The sequence below is a fragment of the Plantibacter sp. MMLR14_011 genome, assembly GCF_001865025.1.
In the GTDB taxonomy this organism is placed as follows: Bacteria; Actinomycetota; Actinomycetes; order Actinomycetales; family Microbacteriaceae; genus Plantibacter; species Plantibacter flavus_A.
On sequence record NZ_MJGW01000017.1, the window covers coordinates 130,432 to 146,167 of the forward strand.

Annotated in this window: 19 protein-coding genes, 2 tRNA genes and 1 riboswitch; of the genes, 5 read left to right on the plus strand and 16 right to left on the minus strand. The window is 68.5% G+C overall.

Going from position 1 to position 15,736, the window contains the following annotated elements:
* Nucleotides 1-2: 2 nt before the first annotated feature.
* Complete coding sequence (locus BIU99_RS08995) at nucleotides 3-683, minus strand: hypothetical protein (protein ID WP_071260857.1); 681 nt, start codon at nucleotides 681-683, stop codon at nucleotides 3-5.
* Nucleotides 684-809: 126 nt separating this feature from the next.
* Between BIU99_RS08995 and BIU99_RS09000 the strand changes: the two genes are divergently transcribed.
* Nucleotides 810-1,682, plus strand: coding sequence for an acyl-CoA thioesterase II (locus BIU99_RS09000; protein WP_071260859.1), 873 nt, complete (start codon nucleotides 810-812; stop codon nucleotides 1,680-1,682).
* Nucleotides 1,683-1,692: 10 nt separating this feature from the next.
* Here the strand turns inward: BIU99_RS09000 and BIU99_RS09005 are convergent, their stop codons facing one another.
* From BIU99_RS09005 to BIU99_RS09025, 5 genes are all read right to left on the minus strand, one after another.
* Nucleotides 1,693-2,166 carry a thioesterase family protein gene (locus tag BIU99_RS09005; protein WP_064295138.1) on the minus strand — a complete coding sequence of 158 codons (474 nt, stop codon included), beginning with the start codon at nucleotides 2,164-2,166 and terminating at the stop codon, nucleotides 1,693-1,695.
* 87 nt (nucleotides 2,167-2,253) lie between these two features.
* Nucleotides 2,254-3,936, minus strand: coding sequence for an energy-dependent translational throttle protein EttA (ettA, locus tag BIU99_RS09010; protein WP_064295137.1), 1,683 nt, complete (start codon nucleotides 3,934-3,936; stop codon nucleotides 2,254-2,256).
* A gap of 13 nt (nucleotides 3,937-3,949) precedes the next feature.
* Nucleotides 3,950-5,395: an amino acid permease gene (locus BIU99_RS09015; RefSeq protein ID WP_083397270.1), complete on the minus strand. Its 1,446-nt coding sequence runs from the start codon at nucleotides 5,393-5,395 to the stop codon at nucleotides 3,950-3,952.
* A 105-nt stretch (nucleotides 5,396-5,500) separates the two neighbouring features.
* The gene (locus BIU99_RS09020) at nucleotides 5,501-6,025 is read right to left on the minus strand and encodes a hypothetical protein (protein WP_231884329.1); all 525 of its coding nucleotides are present in this window, start codon (nucleotides 6,023-6,025) and stop codon (nucleotides 5,501-5,503) included.
* 22 nt (nucleotides 6,026-6,047) lie between these two features.
* The gene (locus BIU99_RS09025; protein WP_071261213.1) at nucleotides 6,048-6,500 is read right to left on the minus strand and encodes a single-stranded DNA-binding protein; all 453 of its coding nucleotides are present in this window, start codon (nucleotides 6,498-6,500) and stop codon (nucleotides 6,048-6,050) included.
* Nucleotides 6,501-6,782: 282 nt separating this feature from the next.
* On the opposite strand from BIU99_RS09025, the gene BIU99_RS09030 reads away from it, so the two are divergent.
* A complete protein-coding gene (locus BIU99_RS09030) occupies nucleotides 6,783-6,983 on the plus strand; it encodes a hypothetical protein (RefSeq protein WP_064295136.1) in 201 nt (66 codons plus the stop codon).
* Between the two features lie 133 nt (nucleotides 6,984-7,116).
* Entirely contained in the window at nucleotides 7,117-7,779 is a 663-nt protein-coding gene (locus tag BIU99_RS09035) for a hypothetical protein (protein WP_064295135.1), read from the plus strand.
* 69 nt (nucleotides 7,780-7,848) lie between these two features.
* Here the strand turns inward: BIU99_RS09035 and nadE are convergent, their stop codons facing one another.
* The 4 genes from nadE to orn form a co-directional block, all read right to left on the minus strand.
* Nucleotides 7,849-8,670: an ammonia-dependent NAD(+) synthetase gene (gene nadE, locus BIU99_RS09040; protein ID WP_071260860.1), complete on the minus strand. Its 822-nt coding sequence runs from the start codon at nucleotides 8,668-8,670 to the stop codon at nucleotides 7,849-7,851.
* Nucleotides 8,671-8,761: 91 nt separating this feature from the next.
* Complete coding sequence (locus tag BIU99_RS09045; RefSeq protein WP_064295133.1) at nucleotides 8,762-9,112, minus strand: metallopeptidase family protein; 351 nt, start codon at nucleotides 9,110-9,112, stop codon at nucleotides 8,762-8,764.
* Nucleotides 9,113-9,167: 55 nt separating this feature from the next.
* Nucleotides 9,168-9,243: transfer RNA gene (locus tag BIU99_RS09050), tRNA-His, on the minus strand.
* A 50-nt stretch (nucleotides 9,244-9,293) separates the two neighbouring features.
* Nucleotides 9,294-9,914 (minus strand): oligoribonuclease, encoded by a 621-nt coding sequence (gene orn / locus BIU99_RS09055; protein ID WP_064295132.1) that lies wholly within the window; start codon nucleotides 9,912-9,914, stop codon nucleotides 9,294-9,296.
* 52 nt (nucleotides 9,915-9,966) lie between these two features.
* Between orn and BIU99_RS09060 the strand changes: the two genes are divergently transcribed.
* Nucleotides 9,967-10,191, plus strand: coding sequence for an SCO4848 family membrane protein (locus BIU99_RS09060; RefSeq protein WP_064295131.1), 225 nt, complete (start codon nucleotides 9,967-9,969; stop codon nucleotides 10,189-10,191).
* A gap of 30 nt (nucleotides 10,192-10,221) precedes the next feature.
* Nucleotides 10,222-10,294 (plus strand) — tRNA-Arg (locus tag BIU99_RS09065).
* A 108-nt stretch (nucleotides 10,295-10,402) separates the two neighbouring features.
* On the opposite strand, the gene BIU99_RS09070 is transcribed toward BIU99_RS09065, so the two are convergent.
* From BIU99_RS09070 to dinB, 6 genes are all read right to left on the minus strand, one after another.
* Nucleotides 10,403-10,867 carry a hypothetical protein gene (locus tag BIU99_RS09070; RefSeq protein ID WP_175484371.1) on the minus strand — a complete coding sequence of 155 codons (465 nt, stop codon included), beginning with the start codon at nucleotides 10,865-10,867 and terminating at the stop codon, nucleotides 10,403-10,405.
* Between the two features lie 104 nt (nucleotides 10,868-10,971).
* Nucleotides 10,972-11,772, minus strand: a complete 801-nt coding sequence (locus BIU99_RS09075; protein WP_064295129.1) for an energy-coupling factor transporter transmembrane protein EcfT — start codon at nucleotides 11,770-11,772, stop codon at nucleotides 10,972-10,974.
* Nucleotides 11,769-13,244 (minus strand): ABC transporter ATP-binding protein, encoded by a 1,476-nt coding sequence (locus BIU99_RS09080; RefSeq protein WP_254773599.1) that lies wholly within the window; start codon nucleotides 13,242-13,244, stop codon nucleotides 11,769-11,771. Before BIU99_RS09080 ends, BIU99_RS09075 begins: the two co-directional genes overlap by 4 nt.
* Nucleotides 13,245-13,246: 2 nt before the next feature.
* Nucleotides 13,247-13,837 (minus strand): ECF transporter S component, encoded by a 591-nt coding sequence (locus tag BIU99_RS20255; protein WP_064295127.1) that lies wholly within the window; start codon nucleotides 13,835-13,837, stop codon nucleotides 13,247-13,249.
* 75 nt (nucleotides 13,838-13,912) lie between these two features.
* Nucleotides 13,913-14,021: riboswitch (TPP riboswitch) on the minus strand.
* 50 nt (nucleotides 14,022-14,071) lie between these two features.
* Nucleotides 14,072-14,401 (minus strand): hypothetical protein, encoded by a 330-nt coding sequence (locus tag BIU99_RS09090; RefSeq protein WP_064295126.1) that lies wholly within the window; start codon nucleotides 14,399-14,401, stop codon nucleotides 14,072-14,074.
* Nucleotides 14,402-14,410: 9 nt separating this feature from the next.
* Nucleotides 14,411-15,709, minus strand: coding sequence for a DNA polymerase IV (gene dinB, locus BIU99_RS09095; protein ID WP_071260863.1), 1,299 nt, complete (start codon nucleotides 15,707-15,709; stop codon nucleotides 14,411-14,413).
* Nucleotides 15,710-15,736 lie beyond the last annotated feature (27 nt).

A 15,736-nucleotide genomic window follows, 5' to 3' on the forward strand; every position in this document is an offset into this window, starting at 1 on the left:
GATCAGGACACGGCACCCGCGAGCACATGCCCGCGTCGGGTGCTCATGCGGACCCATCCGCCTGAGCGGAAGACGGCCGCGCGCTCGGGCTCGGCGATGAAGCCGAGGCCCACTGCGGCGAACGCGGCACCGGTCGGGAGTCCGTAGCCGTCGCCGAGGGGCCGGGACCAGACCTGCGACCGCACCTTCTGGACGATCTGATCGCCCACCGCAGTGGGGAGCGTCTCGGCGATCTCCGAGGCCCCCGTCCTGGCGACGAGTTCGAGCTCGATGGTGTCCACGTCGCCCGAACGTTCCCAGCCGCCACGCGGCGGTGCCTGTCCGACCCACGGAGCCGTCCTCGTTGACGGCGGCAGCTCGAGCGGTACGGTCTCGCGGTCATCCGCGACCAGGTCCTCGACAGCGACGCCGCCGAGCGTACGGACGATGCGGTCGATGAGTTCACGCGGGGTCGCGAGGACGTCGGCCGTGGCGGGTTCGGCGAGTGCGAAGGTACGCATCCCGATGATCGTCGGACTCCGGTCGAGCAGACCCTGCGGGTGTAGCACCGGAGCGGAGACCGCCAAGACGTCCCCGGCGGCCAGGAGTCGCACGCCGGAGTCGTCGATCCGGGCGGCGCGTGCGAGGAAGGTGCGGAGGTCGGCGAGCGAGGTGGCGTCGAGGAGCTGCAAGGTGGTGGACATCTCCTCTCAATCTACGCCACCGCCGCGTGCGCTTCGGCACCGCGCCGCCGGGGCCTGGATAGACTCGGCGGGTCGGGTCGGGCATCGACGACCGAGCCTCGACCCCCGGATGAAAGGCGTGTTCGCGTGAAGGAACCGATCCACTCCCTGCTGACCGCGCTGGACCTCAGTGCTCCCGGTGTCCGGACCGACGAGGACATCTTCACCGGTCCGTCGCAATGGATGCCACAGGGGCGGGTCTTCGGTGGTCAGGTGCTCGCCCAGTCCGTCGTCGCCGCGACCCGGACCGTCGACGCCGAGCGCATCATCCACTCGATGCACGGCTACTTCCTCCGACCGGGCGACGTCGACCTGCCGATCACGTTCGCGGTCGACCGCATCCACGATGGACGCTCGTTCGCCACCAGGCGCACCCAGGCCTACCAGAACGGGGTGCCGATCCTCTCGATGATCGCGTCCTTCCAGACCCAGGACGAGGGTCCGGAGCATCAGATCGAGCTGCCCGACGGGATCCCGGACCCGGAGACGCTCCCGTCAGCCGCCGAGCTCCTCAGCGGGATCGACCACCCGGCGGCCGAGGCGTGGGCGACGGGACGCCCCTTCGACCTCCGACACATCGGCTCCCCCGTCTACCTCCGGGTGGAGGGCGAGCGGACCACCCAGCAAGCGGTGTGGTTCAAGACGATCGAAGACCTGCCCGACGACCCGGCGCTGCACCGTGCCGCGCTCGCCTACGCGAGTGACTACACGATCCTGGAGCCGGTGCTCCGTCGTCACGGCGTTCCGTGGGCCACCCCGGGCATCAAGATCGCCAGTCTCGACCACGCCATGTGGTGGCACCGTCCCGCGCGCGTGGACGAATGGCTGCTCTACCTGCAGGATTCCCCGAGCGCCACCGGCGGAAGAGGTCTGTCCCTCGGGCGCATCTACGATCGGGCGGGTCGCCTCGTCGCGAGCGTCGCCCAGGAGGGCATGGTGCGATTCCCGAAGCCTCGGTGACCGGGGTCGCTCAGCGTCGCGAGAACTCGATCGGATCCTCGAGGAACGGCTCCCATGCGGCACGTTCGACGTCCGAGATCCGGCGCGGCTTGAGGGTCTTGGCGTCCACCATGACGACCGTCGTCGAGGCTCGGGCGTACAGCGTCTGCGATGCCCCGCCCAGCGGCGAGTACACCTCGTACGCGACCTGCAGGCTGGCCCCGCCGATCTTGCCCATCCAGAGCTGGACGTCGAGCGGATCGCGCTGGTATGGGATCGGGGCCAGGTACTCGATCTCCTGGTGCGCCACGAGCGTCAGCGTCTCGGCCTCGAGGCTCGCGTCGATGACCGCGGTCGGCGGCACGTCCTCCGACGCCAACGTCGGGATCCAGAAGACGCGGACACGCGCCTCCTCCAGCAGCTTGAGCATCGAAGCGTTGTTGACGTGGTTGAAGGCGTCGAGGTCGCCCCACCGCAGTGGGATCGGCACGTGGAGTCTGGTCATTGCTGGGCCCTCCGTGGGTCGGGGACGTACGGGTCGTGAACGGACGACGGCCCACCGGCAGAAGCCGATGGGCCGTTCGCACGAGTCCTAGTCGCGCGTGAGCTTGCGGTACGCGGAGCGGTGCGGCTTGGCCGCGTCCGGTCCGAGGCGCTTGATCTTGTCTTCTTCGTAGGACTCGAAGTTGCCCTCGAACCAGTGCCAGTTCGACGGGTTCTCCTCGGTACCCTCGTACGCCAGGATGTGCGTCGCGATGCGGTCGAGGAACCACCGGTCGTGGGTGATGACCACGGCACAACCCGGGAACTCGAGGAGTGCGTTCTCGAGGCTCGAGAGCGTCTCGACGTCGAGGTCGTTGGTCGGTTCGTCGAGCAGCAGGAGGTTGCCGCCCTGCTTGAGCGTCAGCGCGAGGTTCAGGCGGTTGCGCTCACCACCGGAGAGGACACCCGCCTTCTTCTGCTGGTCCGGGCCCTTGAATCCGAACGTCGACACGTAGGCGCGGGACGGGATCTCCTGGTTGCCGACCTGGATGTAGTCGAGCCCCTCGGACACGACCTCCCAGAGCGTCTTGTTGGGGTCGATGCCCCCGCGGGACTGGTCGACATAGGAGAGCTTCACGGTCTCGCCGACCTTGAGCTCGCCGGCGTCGAGCGGCTCGATGCCGACGATGGTCTTAAACAGCGTGGTCTTACCGACACCGTTGGGGCCGATGATGCCGACGATGCCGTTGCGCGGGAGGCTGAAGGAGAGGTCGTTGATGAGGACGCGTCCGTCGAAGCCCTTCTCGAGCTTCTTGGCCTCGAGGACCGTCGAGCCGAGTCGCGGACCGGCGGGGATCTGGATCTCTTCGAAGTCGAGCTTCCTGGTGCGCTCGGCCTCCGTCGCCATCTCCTCGTAGCGAGCGAGACGCGCCTTCGACTTCGCCTGGCGGCCCTTCGCGTTGCTGCGGACCCACTCGAGTTCGCTCGCGAGGCGCTTGGCGAGCTTCGCGTCCTTCTTGCCCTGGACGTTGAGGCGCTCGCCCTTCTTCTCGAGGTAGGTGGAGTAGTTGCCCTCGTAGGGGTACAGGCGACCGCGGTCCACCTCACAGATCCACTCCGCGACGTGGTCGAGGAAGTACCGGTCGTGAGTGACGGCGAGCACGGCGCCCGCGTACTGGGCGAGGTGCTGTTCGAGCCAGAGCACGCTCTCGGCGTCGAGGTGGTTGGTGGGCTCGTCGAGGAGCAGGAGGTCGGGCTTCTGCAGGAGGAGCTTGCAGAGTGCGACGCGACGCTTCTCACCACCGGAGAGGTGGGCGACCGTGGCGTCGGACGGCGGGCAGCGCAGGGCGTCCATCGCCTGCTCCAGCTGCGAGTCGAGGTCCCAGGCGTCAGCGGCGTCGATCGCCTCCTGCAGCACGCCCATCTCGGCGAGCAGGGCGTCGAAGTCGGCGTCGGGCTCGGCCATCGCGAGCGAGATCTCGTTGAAGCGGTCGATCTTGCCCTTGATCTCGCCGACGCCCTCCTGGACGTTCTCGAGCACCGTCTTGTCCTCGTCGAGTTCCGGCTCCTGCATGAGGATGCCGACGCTGAAGCCCGGCGTGAGCTTCGCCTCGCCGTTCGAGGGGGTGTCGATCCCCGCCATGATCTTCAGGATCGTGGACTTACCGGCACCGTTCGGGCCGACGACGCCGATCTTCGCTCCGGGCAGGAACGCCATCGTCACGTCGTCGAGGATGAGCTTGTCGCCGACCGCCTTGCGGGCGCGGACCATCGAGTAAATGTATTCAGCCATGTCGCCGTCCAGTCTACGGCCGGACCCGTCGTTTGCGCTGCACGACGACGCCCGCGACGACGGCCGCCGCCGCGATCGCGCAACTCGTCGTCACCTCGAGGAGCCGGGCGGGTCCGCCGAAGAACATCGACACCAGCAGCGCGACGAGCGCGACGACGACCATGACCGTGAGCCACGGGTGTCCCCACATGCGGATCCCGCCGACGCGGTCGCTGCTCTCCGACGCCGAGACCTGGTCGAACCGTCGACTGCGCAGTTGGGCGACGGCGATCACGATCCACACGAAGATCGCGATCGCGCCGGTGGAGTTGACGAGGAACGTGAAGACCTCGTCCGGTGCGAGGTAGTTCAACAGGACGCACACGAGCCCGACGACGGCCGAGCACAGGATCGCGAACGCCGGCGTGCCGCGTCGCGTCGTCGCGCGGACCGCTCGCGGGGCCTCCCCGCGGCCCCCGAGCGAGAACAGCATGCGCGACGCCGTGTACAGCGACGCGTTGAGCGTCGACAGCAGGGCTGTGAAGACGATGATGTCCATCGCCACCCCGGCACCGGGGATCCCGGCGGCGTGCAGCATGGTGACGAAGGGGCTGATCCCCGGCGTGATCTCCGTCCATGGCACCACGATGAGGACGACCAGGATCGAGCCGATGTAGAACAGCAGGATCCGCCAGACGACCGAGTTCACCGCTCGCCGGACGGCACCCTTCGGGTCCACCGATTCTCCTGCCGCGATCGTGGCGACCTCGGCACCGAACATCGAGAAGATGATCGGCAGCAGGGCCGCCAGGACGCCGCCGATGCCGAACGGCAGGAAGCCCCCGTCGGTCGGAGCGAGGTTGGCGACGGTCGCCGTCTCGGTCGGGACGACGCCGACGATGATGAGCGATCCGAGCGCGATGAACAGGATCACGGCCGCGATCTTGATCGACGAGAACCAGAACTCGAACTCACCGAAGGACTTCACCGAGACGAGGTTGGCGGCGAGGAACGCGACGGTGATGACGAGCGCCGGGATCCATTGCGGGAGACCGGGCACCCACTGGCTCACGATCTGCGCTGCGGCGGTCGCCTCGATGCCGACGACCACGACCCAGAACCACCAGTAGAGCCATCCGATCGCGAGACCGGCCCAGGGTCCGATGAATCGCGAGGCGTAGGCGGAGAACGACCCGGTCTCGGGCGACGCGGAGGCCATCTCCCCCAGCATGCGCATGACGAGCACCACGACCACGCCGGCCAGGGCATACGCGAGGATCACGCCGGGCCCCGCTGCGAGGATCGCCGTGCTCGACGCCACGAGGAGCCCGGCGCCGATCATGCCACCGAGGGCGATCAGCGCCAGGTGACGAGGCTTGAGTGTGTGCGCCAGCGCCGCAGGAGCGACGGCGAGACGTGCGTCGGCCAGGAAGACGGCCTCGGTGGCAGGTTCCCCGCCCGGTGATGGGTTGGCGGTCATGCGGGCCCTCGATTCCGGATCGAGCCACCCAGGAGGTGGCGATATCTGAAATGTCAGGTTATGGCATGCTCACAGCTCGCACCAGCCCGGGAGTGGTCAGCGGCTCTACCAGTCGATCGCGCGGGTGACCCCGACGAGGCATCGCCCGGTGTCGAGCTGCGACACCACCGACGAGTGGTATCCCGTCGCCGGCCCGTTCTGCCCGAGGATGCATTGTCCTTGCCACCGGATGGCGAACTGGATCGAGTCGGCCGGCTCGCCGATGCTCGTCGTGTCCGAGGAGACCTCCATCTCCGCCTTCGGGAAGCCGGCGGCGACGAGACCGTCGATGATCGCCTGGCCGCCAGCGGCGGGGTTTGCGGCGAGCGTGGCGGCGTTGACCGCGTCGAAGAACGGCAAGTTGTCGGTGGCGGTGCCCTCGGGGAGCAGCACCGGCGCCGCCGGAGTCGTCTCAGTGGCGGTCGGCGTCTGGCTCGGCGTGGCCGTCGGCTCGGGAGCGGGCTGGGTGCAACCCGTCACGACGATGCCGAGCAGGCCGAGCACCACGCCGGCCCGTACGCCGGCGATCGACGAGCGGCGACGGATCGAGGTGACGGCTGAGGCGGGGCGGTCGCGGAGGCTCTTCTGCACGTCGAGCAGTCTACGTGGCGCGTCAGAACGGCGTGTCCTGCGGCGGCGCCGACGCCCACTCCCCGGTTCCGGATCCGGTCGACCCGGATGCGGCGGACGCCGGACTCGCCCCAGCTCCGACCGGTGACTCGACGGCCCCCTTCGGCTGCCAGCCGATGTCGGGCCCGATGTGATCGGCTTCGATGTCGACCGACGTCCCTCGTCGCTCACCCTGCTCCCAGTCGCGGATCCGCAACCGACCGAGCACGATCACACGTTGTCCTTTGACGATCGATGTGGCGGAGGCGGTCGCCAATCCACGGAAGGCGCTCACCGTGTACCAGTTCGTCTCCTGCGCCACCCAGGAGCCCTGCTTCTGGTCGTACCGACGTTGCTGCGACGCCAGGCGGAAACTGGTGATGTCCAGCCCGGATGTCGTGCGATGGTGCTTGGGGTCTGTCGCGACGTGTCCGCAGACGGTGATCTGGTCGTTCATGGGTTCCTCTCCTGTCGGTTCGTCGATCCTGGCGGTGGATCGCCGAAGCGTCCGGGGCGGGTCCGTGCCGATCGCCACCCCGGACGCACTGCCAGCCTCACCGATCCCGTAGGCCCTGTGTCGAGCCGGGCAACCCTCGTCGATGTCCACAACCGCGCACCTCGCTGTGGAGGACCCTCGTTCCGCCCCGACCAGGGCTGATGTCGGTGGCCCCGCATACGCTGACGAGTACCAGCCGGCAGTCCCCGTCCGGCATCACCCCACCAGCGCAGGAGGAGTCCCATGCCCAACGCCCTGAGCATCCGTCCCGGCTACTGGCGCGTGACGACCCCCGACGGCCGCGTGCTCGGAAACATCGAGGCCGTCGGAGCGGACGGCGTTCCGGAGTACCGGGCCAACCGGTTCCGACCGGCGGTCCTCGGGTACGCCCCATTGGGCAGCTTCAGCGATCTCGCGGTCGCCATCGACGCCTTCCGCAACTGAGCGGCGACCCTCCCGCCGTTCCCGTCGAACCCGGTGCGTCGCCCGTGTTCACGCCCGAACGAGGGGTAGTCTGCGGCCCATGCAGTGGTGGAATGACTTCGTAGAGTGGGTGACCTCAGCTGAGGTCCGCCCCATGCTGTTCGCTGCGGCCCTCTTCATCGTGGCCGTCGTGGTGTCCTCCCTCGTCGCCGCCGGCGCAAGCCGTCGCGCGCTTCGGGCCATCGTGGACCAACGCGATCGAGAGCAGAAGAACGTCGCGATCCTGGCGCTCGTCGACGCCGCCACCGAGGCCAGCGTTTGGAACTCGCTCACCCCTCAGGAGCAGGTGCTCAGTGATCGGGCGGTCGCCCAGGCCGACACGCTCGTGCGACTCAGCCCGATCAAGGGTGCGGCCGTCGCCGCGGACTGGGCGAATCACCAGCTCCACGAGATGAAGCGCAACTCCGCGACGTTCGGGTACGAGTTGGACCCGGTGGTCGAGGACTTCCGCGACCGTCTCGTCGAGTGGTCGAAGAAGCCGGCACGGGCCCGGAAGGACTTCGACGGCGACCTCCGTCGCTGGCGCGCCGAGTCCAGCGGATCGGAACAGGCGCTCGTCGCTGAGCAGGAGTCCTGGGTCGCCAAGCAGCACCACGAGCAGTACGCCGAGGTGAAGCCCGCATCCACCGCGCCGGCTTCACGGCCCGGCGACATCACCCGCTCGACGGGCGGCACGATCAACACGAGTACGACGCAGCGCATCATCGACGACGTCGCGGTCCTGGAAGCCGAACGCAAGCAGTCCAGCGTCAGCTGACCACCGCGACTGACAGACGGCGGTCCGATCATCCGATCGGGCCGCCGTCTGCATGTCAGGGGTTCGTGGTCAGTGCCACCAGGTGTCGAACTTGCTGACCGGGACCTGGCGCTTGTGCTCCGTCGCCGCATATCGGGCCTCGATCGCTTCGGCGGCCACCGGATCGATCTCGCTCCCCTCGAGGAAGTCGTCGATCTGCTGGTAGCTGAGTCCGAGGTTCTCCTCATCGGTCTGGCCGGGAGTGCCGTCGAGGAGATCGGCGGTCGGTGCCTTCAGGTAGAGCCGTTCCGGAGCGTCGAGCGACTCCAGGAGGGCTCGCCCCTGACGCTTCGTCAGGCCGCTGAGCGGGAGCACGTCGGCTCCGCCGTCGCCGAACTTCGTGAAGAAGCCGGTGACCGCCTCGGCCGCGTGGTCCGTCCCGACGACCAGGAGCCCCTGCTGACCGGCGATCGCGTACTGGGCGACCATCCGTGCCCGGGCCTTCGCATTGCCCTTGACGAAATCGCTGAGGGGTTCGCCGGTCGCATCCGCGTACTCGGCTTCGAACCCGTCGACCGCGCGCTGGATGTTGAACACGACGGAATCGTCCGGGCGGATGAACGACAGCGCCAACTGGGCGTCGTCCTCGTCGTGCTGCACGGCGTACGGCAGACGGACGGCGACGAACCGGGCCTCCCCACCCTCGGCTCGGACCTCTTCCGCCGCGAGCTGGCACAGGCGCCCGGCGAGCGACGAGTCCTGTCCCCCGCTGATCCCGAGCACGAACCCCTTCGTGTGCGTCGCCCGCAGGTACGACTTCAGGAAGTCGATCCGGGAACGGACCTCGGCCGCCGGGTCGATCGTGGGGCTGACATGGAGTTCCGCAATGATGCGGGCCTGGATCTCGCGCATGTCCCCAGGCTACTCGCTCGCCGGAAGCGCACCCGGAACTCCGAGGCACTTGCAACACACCGGAAACACGGCTCGGTGGGCGAGGCGGGTCTCAGGCCCAGCCGAGCTCGTGCAGCCGCTCGTCGTCGATGCCGTAGAAGTGCGCGATCTCGTGGACCAGGGTGGTGTGGATCTCGTCGGCGAGCTCGTCGAGTGTCTCGCACGCCGCCAGATGCGGCTCGCGGTAGACGATGATCCGGTCGGGCATCTCACCGAAGCCGTAGCGGTCGCGCTCCGTCAGGGCGACGCCGTCGTACAGCCCGAGTGTGTCGAGCGTGCCGTTCTCAGGGCGGTCCTCGACGACGAAGACGACGTTGTCGAGGCCGTCGACCATCTCGTCGGGCAAGCGGTCGAGTTCGTCCACCACGAGCGCTTCGAACGCCTCGGTGTCCAGCTCCAACATGCCCGCTCCCCGGATACGACAGAAGCCGGAGGGATCCTCCGGCTTCTGTACGACATGGGGTGAGTAACGGGGCTTGAACCCGCGACCTCCTGGACCACAACCAGGCGCTCTGCCAACTGAGCTATACCCACCATGCGACCTGCTCCGCGGAGACCGCGTCACAAGCGACTGGACGAGTCTATTACATGTTTGGGGCGTACCGTGACACGACGGCTTCCGAAACCTGCTTCGCGTCGTCGGACGACGGGCCGGGGAGGTCGACGAACAACGCTCCGCGGTAGTAGGCGAGCTCACGGATCGACTCGAGGATGTCCGCCAGCGCACGGTGTCCGCCGTGCTTCGACGGGGCGTTGAAGTACACCCGCGGGTACCACCGACGGGCCAGTTCCTTGATGGAGGAGACGTCGACGTTGCGGTAGTGCAGGTGGGCGTCGAGCCGCGGCATGTACCGCGCGAGGAATCCGCGGTCGGTCCCGATGGTGTTCCCGGCCAGCGGCGCCTTCGACTCGTCGGGGACGAAGCGCTGGATGTACTCGATGACCTGGAACTCGGCGTCCGCGACGCTCACACCGTTCGGGATCTCCTCGAGCAGCCCCGACGTGCGGTGCATGTTCGTCACGAACTCACCCATGTTGTCGAGGGCCGACTGATCGGGCTTGATCACGACGGAGTAACCCGGGTCGAGGATGTTCAGTTCGAAGTCGGTGATCACGACGGCGATCTCGACGAGTTCGTCGACCTCCAGCTCGAGTCCGGTCATCTCGCAGTCGATCCAGACCAGACGGTCCCCAGCTGTGCTCATGGGTCGAGTCTACTCAGCACGACCGACGCCGCCGGTTCCGTAGACTCGAGCAGTGATCATCGCCATCTCCGTCCTGCTGCTCGTCAACGGTGTCTACAACGTCGTCGTCTGGCCCCGCTTCCTCAAGCGGATCGTCGCCGACCCGCGTGCCCGCGACGATCAGGGACGTGCGACGACGTTCCTGCGCGTGCACGTCATCCTCATCAGCATCGCCCTCGTCCTCGCAGCCCTGTCGCTGGTCTTCGGTGTCCTCGGCCTCCTCGGCGTCGGCGCCTGAGACACCGCTGCGGTATCCTGGACGACGCCCGCCTCCGTAGCTCAGGGGATAGAGCAGGAGCCTTCTAATCTCTTGGTCGCAGGTTCGAATCCTGCCGGGGGCACCTCACACGACATCGCGGACCCTTCTCATCTCTTGGTCGCAGGTTCGAATCCTGCCGGGGGCACACCCACCCTTCGACAAGTTCAGGGACCGAGATCGCGGTCGGTCGTCAGGCGCGGAGCCAGGAGTTCCAGCGGCCCACTTCGTCGCGCCTCAGGGCGTCGAGGACGAGTGCGGAGACCCGGTCCGCCGCGCCGGTCGCCTCGATGCGGAGCCCGGCATCGAGGTCGGGCCGCTCCCGCTCGATGAACGCGTCCTCCTGGAGGGTCCACCCCGCGAGCCAGTCCACACCGTCACCGCGCCCGATGAGGCGGTCCGTGCGCTGCACCACCGGCGCGTCGAGCCACAGCACCGTGTCGGCGAGCACCCGCGACGACCGCGACGACGACCCGCAACCCTCGACGACGAGTGGACGGTCGCTCGGCACGAGGTGCACCTCCGCACGGGCGGACCGTTCCCAGTCCCAGCGCCGCCACTCCCCCGCGCGTCGCTCGGCGAACGGTCTGAGGATCCACTCGACGAGGAGTCGAGCACCTTCCTCGAGCCCTTCCCACCCCGGATACAGGTCGTCCATGTGGATGACCGTACTGTCGGTCAACGCGGACGCCACCGAAGAGGCGAGCGTCGTCTTCCCCGTGCCCGAGCGACCGTCGACGAGCAGGACCGGCGGGACCGCGCTCACTGGCCCACGACCCGGAACGTACCGGCGAGGACCGCCGTGGACAGCGCGAGGGCCATGATCACGATCGTCACCAGGACGGCAATGAGATCGGCCCGGCCCAGGCGGGACGGTCTGGCCCAGGTGCGTTCGATCGGTGCCCCGAACCCCCGCGCCTCCATCGCCGTCGCGAGTTTGCTCCCCCGTCGTATTGCGAACACCAGCAGGACGAAGGCCATGGAGGCGAACCGGCGGACCACTCCCCGGTCCCCCAAGCCACGGGCACGACGGGCGAGCGCGAGACTGCGCCAGTCGTCGATGAAGAGTCCGAGCATCCGCGCTCCAGCGAGGATCCCGAGCACGAACCTCGACGGCAGCTTCGCGATCTGGGACAGGCCGTCGGCCAGATCGGTCGGGTCCACCCGCGCGAAGAGCAGGATCGTCGGGAGACCGAGCGCCAACACGCGGATCGTCACGGCGACCGCCAGCTCGATCGAGTTGTCCGTCACGCGGACGAACCCGAGCGACAGGTACTCCGTCCCTCCCGGCTTCGCGTACAACAGCATGCTGATCCCGCCGATGGGCGCGAAGACGAGCACCGGCAGGGCCCGCTTCAGCAACGCGGTGAACCGCAGGCCGGAGAGCGGGAACAGCATCACTTCGAGCAGGACCGCCGTGCTCGCACTCACCCAGTCGATCGTCAGCAGCAACGGGACGGACAGGATCAGGACGGCCAGCACCTTCGTCACCGGATTCACCCGATCGAGCGGCGGTCGATGGTGCAGCACCGTCGAGCGCTCCGCTGCCGTGAGGCTCGTCATGCGGCCCGCCTCCGGAGCTCCGGCGGTTCGAGGAGGATGCGATGGTCGCCCAGATGCTCGACGACCCCCGCGTCATGCGTGACGGAGACGATCGTCGCGCCGCGTTCGAGCTCGTGCTGCAGCAGGCGGACGAGTGACAACCACGTGCGTCGATCCTGCCCGAACGTCGGTTCGTCGAGGACCATGACCGCCGGCCGGGCGGCGAGGACGGTGGCCACCGACAACCGGCGCTTCTGACCCCCCGAGAGACTGAACGGGTTCGCCTCGGCGAGACGACCGAGACCGAGCGCATCGAGGATCTCGGAGACCCGCTCGTCGATGGCGGTCCGGGACCAGCGGAGGGCCTGCAGGCCGACACCGAGCTCGTTCCGCACGGTCGATGAGACGAACTGGTGCTCGGGATCCTGGAAGACCGTCCCGATGCGCGTGAGCAACTCGGTCGACTTCCAGCGGATCGGCCGGGATCCCAGCCTGCCGGCGAGCTGCGGAGCGGCGGTCACCGTCCCCGTGATCTCCGGCAGCAGTCCCGCCAGCGTGAGCGCGAGCGTGGACTTCCCCGCGCCGTTGGGGCCGACGATGACGGTCCCCGCGCCTTCGGGCACCGCGAGCCCCAGGTGCTCCTGTACCGGCTGCTTCCGCGTTCGACCGATCGCCAGGTCGTCGGTCGTGATGACCGCCGCTGATGGGCCGGACACCGGACGAGGGGCCAACCCCAGCGGGATGCCCGGCACCCAGACGCCCGCATCGGCCAGGCGCTGCCCGACGTCGTCGAGGACGAGGTCGGGTGGCCCGTCGGCGAGGACACCGCCGTCGGCGTCGAGCACGACGACCCTGGTCATCAGCTCGCGCCAGACGTCGACGCGGTGTTCGATGACGACCAGGGTGGACGAACCGTCATCGACCAGCCGAGCGACGGCGTCCCGCACCTCGGCCACCCCGGCCGGGTCGAGGTTCGCGGTCGGTTCGTCGAGCAGGAGGAGCGAGGGGTGCATGGCGAGTACGCCGGCGAGGGCCAGCCGCTGTTTCTGACCACCGGACAGCGCCGAGGTCGAGTGGTCCAGCGGCAGGTCCAGTCCGACGGCCTCCAGCGAGGCGTCCACGCGGCGCCAGATCTCCTCGCGCTCGACGCCGAGGTTCTCGCAGCCGAAGGCGACGTCGTCGCCGACCTTGGACAGGATCACCTGCGAGTCGGGATCCTGCAGCACGAGCCCGATGCGACCCCTCGCTCGTTCAGGCGGAACGCCGTCCACGAGGAGCGTGCCGTGGGACTCCCCCTCGTCCGCACCGCCGAGGACGCCGGCGAGTGCGTGGATCAGCGTCGACTTGCCGGCACCGGACCCCCCCAGGAGGAGGACCCGTTCGCCCGGTTCGATCACGAGGTCGAGGTCGCACACCGCCCAGGCCTTCCGACCGGCATGACGCCACCCCCAGTCCCGCGCGACGACGCGCGCCGGACCGGTAGCTCCCGGCACGATCAAACCTCGCGCCGAGCGTCCCGCCCCGACGCGAACCGACTGAGCGCTCCGGTCGACGCGAGTGCCCTGACGAGGGCCCAGCCGACGACACCGGCGAGGATCGCGCCCGAGACGAGCAGCGAACCGAGGTAGATCGCGTTGAACTCGACACCCTTCTCGAGGTTGCCCGACATGACGAGTTCGAGGAGCCACGCGCCGGCCCCGGCACCCGCCCCGGCGAGGATCGCCGGAACGAGGCCGAAGCGCTTGTACGCGAACGCCGCGAACACCAGCTCGGCACCGAGGCCCTGAGCGAGCCCGGAGTACACCGTCGTGATGCCCCATGCGTTGCCGATGAGGGCGGAGACGATCGCCCCGATGGTCTCGACGAGGAGGGCAGCGCCGGGCTTCCGGATGATGAGTCCGCCGAGCACCCCGCCGAGGAGCCAGATCCCGACGGCGATCCCGCCGAAACCGGGCGTGACGGCGCTGGCACCCGCGTACCAGAGTGATCCGATCGTGTTCCACGCCCAGAAGATGAGGCCGGTCGCGACGCCGAGTACGGCGACCACGACGATGTCGACGACCCTCCAGCGCAAGGTCCGCGACACAGCGCGTTCAGAGGGTGAGATCTTGGTCGATGCTGACACGATACGTGCCCTTCCTGTAGACGGAAAAGAGCACGGGATAGCGAGAAATGGTCTCCCTGCGCTGGCATGATCCAGATCAGGTTCGACGGTCGAAGGCGAATACCTTCCTCTCAGCCCGGTTCACCGGACTCCCGTGGTGGCACGAGTCTAACCCCTGCCGTGCGCGGTCGCACGACAGGGGTTGGACGGAGGGGGCTACTTCTTGAGGGCCTTGATGAGGCCGGCGAGCGCCTTGCCGCTCACCCAGATGAACGGGATCGCGACGGCGATCAGCGAGATGAGGTTCGGGTCGAAACGGAGACCCTCGTCGGTCTTGATGTAGGCACCGACGGGGATGGAGACGCCACCGCCGCCACCGCCGCTCGGGGCGTCGTCGCCGTCGCCCTCGGAGCCGCCGCCGAAGCCGTAGTACGTCAGCGCGACGGGCACGAGCTTCGTCCCGTCGATGTCCTGCTGCTCCCCATAGGCCGCGGTCACGCCGAGCCCCTTCGCCTGTTCTGCCAGCTTCTCCACGAGATTCGTCATACGGCGAGGCTATCGCTCGGCATCTCCCGGTCCAAGGGGTTGATCCGTGCTCCCAGCACCCTGCGAGTCTCCGCGACTGCCGAGTCCGCGACGCCTCGGCTTGCCGAGGAGGGAGGCGGGGGCGATCGCGAGATCGCCGAACCGGCTTGCGACCCGGTCGATCGTCTGCTCGGCTTCACGCCACTCCTCGTCCGGGTCCCAGAGCCCGGCACCGGCCTCATCGGCCGGGACGAGCTGGTCGACCTTCACCCCCACGAGGCGCACGAGGCGTCCGCCTCGATCGAGGTCGTCGAACAGCGAGGCCGCTTCGTCGTACACCCGCCGGCCCACGTTCGTGGCCTCGCCGATGGTGCGCGACCGGGTGACGACGCTGAAGTCCGCATAGCGCACGCGGATGCTGATCGTCCGGCCGGCGTAGCCGCCCTTCCGGAGTCGGATCGCGACGAGGCCGGCGAGGTTCAGCAGTTCGCGCTTGAGGATGGTCGGGTCGGAGACGTCGGTCGGGAAGGTCACCTCGTGGCTGACGCTCTTCTCGCGTCGTGCCAGCTCGATGCCGCGCGGATCGATCCCGTTCGCGAGCTCGAGGAGTCGGCGACCGGAGGCTTCGCCGACCGCGCGCTGGAGCATCGGAAGCGGGGTGGAGGCGAGCTGACCGATGGTCCGGATGCCCCGGTTCGTCAGCTGCTCCTCCGTCCGACCACCGACGCCCCACAGTGCACCGACCGGCAACGGGTGGAGGAACGCCAGGGTCTCGTCGGCCGGCACGACCAGCAGACCGTCGGGCTTGGACAGGCCGGAGGCGAGCTTCGCGACGTACTTCGTCGCCGCCAGGCCCACCGAGCACGGCAAGCCGGTCGCGTCGAGGACCCGTTGCTTCACGAGCGCGGCGATCGTCCGCGGGCTCCCGAGCAACCGGACCGCGCCGGAGACGTCGAGGAAGGCCTCGTCGATGCTCAGGGGTTCGACGAGCGGCGTGACCGACTCGAACACCTCCATCACCCGGTCGGAGTACTCGCGGTACCTGCCGTGGTGGGGCGGCAGCACGACGGCGCTCGGACAGAGCCGCATCGCCTGGGACACCGGCATCGCCGCGCGCACGCCGTACCGGCGTGCCTCGTAGCTGGCGGAGGTGACGACCGACCGCCCCTCCTTGTTGCCCACGATGATCGGCAGACCGCGCAGCTCGGGCCGTTCCAAGAGCTCGACCGAGACGAAGAACGCGTCCATGTCGACATGGAGGATGGGGGTACCGCTGTCGTCGGCATCGTGCGCCGAGACGCGACGAGACGCTCCATCCTGCCGACTCATACCTCCATTGTCGCAGTCGCCTCCGAC

Coding starts and splice junctions, on each gene's coding strand:
- BIU99_RS08995 (WP_071260857.1), bottom strand. CDS start 683: ATGTCCACCACCTTGCAGCTCCTCGACGCCACCTCGCTCGCCGACCTC.
- BIU99_RS09005 (WP_064295138.1), bottom strand. CDS start 2,166: ATGACCAGACTCCACGTGCCGATCCCACTGCGGTGGGGCGACCTCGAC.
- ettA (WP_064295137.1), bottom strand. CDS start 3,936: ATGGCTGAATACATTTACTCGATGGTCCGCGCCCGCAAGGCGGTCGGC.
- BIU99_RS09015 (WP_083397270.1), bottom strand. CDS start 5,395: ATGACCGCCAACCCATCACCGGGCGGGGAACCTGCCACCGAGGCCGTC.
- BIU99_RS09025 (WP_071261213.1), bottom strand. CDS start 6,500: ATGAACGACCAGATCACCGTCTGCGGACACGTCGCGACAGACCCCAAG.
- BIU99_RS09030 (WP_064295136.1), top strand. CDS start 6,783: ATGCCCAACGCCCTGAGCATCCGTCCCGGCTACTGGCGCGTGACGACC.
- BIU99_RS09035 (WP_064295135.1), top strand. CDS start 7,117: ATGCTGTTCGCTGCGGCCCTCTTCATCGTGGCCGTCGTGGTGTCCTCC.
- nadE (WP_071260860.1), bottom strand. CDS start 8,670: ATGCGCGAGATCCAGGCCCGCATCATTGCGGAACTCCATGTCAGCCCC.
- BIU99_RS09045 (WP_064295133.1), bottom strand. CDS start 9,112: ATGTTGGAGCTGGACACCGAGGCGTTCGAAGCGCTCGTGGTGGACGAA.
- orn (WP_064295132.1), bottom strand. CDS start 9,914: ATGAGCACAGCTGGGGACCGTCTGGTCTGGATCGACTGCGAGATGACC.
- BIU99_RS09070 (WP_175484371.1), bottom strand. CDS start 10,867: ATGGACGACCTGTATCCGGGGTGGGAAGGGCTCGAGGAAGGTGCTCGA.
- BIU99_RS09075 (WP_064295129.1), bottom strand. CDS start 11,772: ATGACGAGCCTCACGGCAGCGGAGCGCTCGACGGTGCTGCACCATCGA.
- BIU99_RS09090 (WP_064295126.1), bottom strand. CDS start 14,401: ATGACGAATCTCGTGGAGAAGCTGGCAGAACAGGCGAAGGGGCTCGGC.
- dinB (WP_071260863.1), bottom strand. CDS start 15,709: ATGAGTCGGCAGGATGGAGCGTCTCGTCGCGTCTCGGCGCACGATGCC.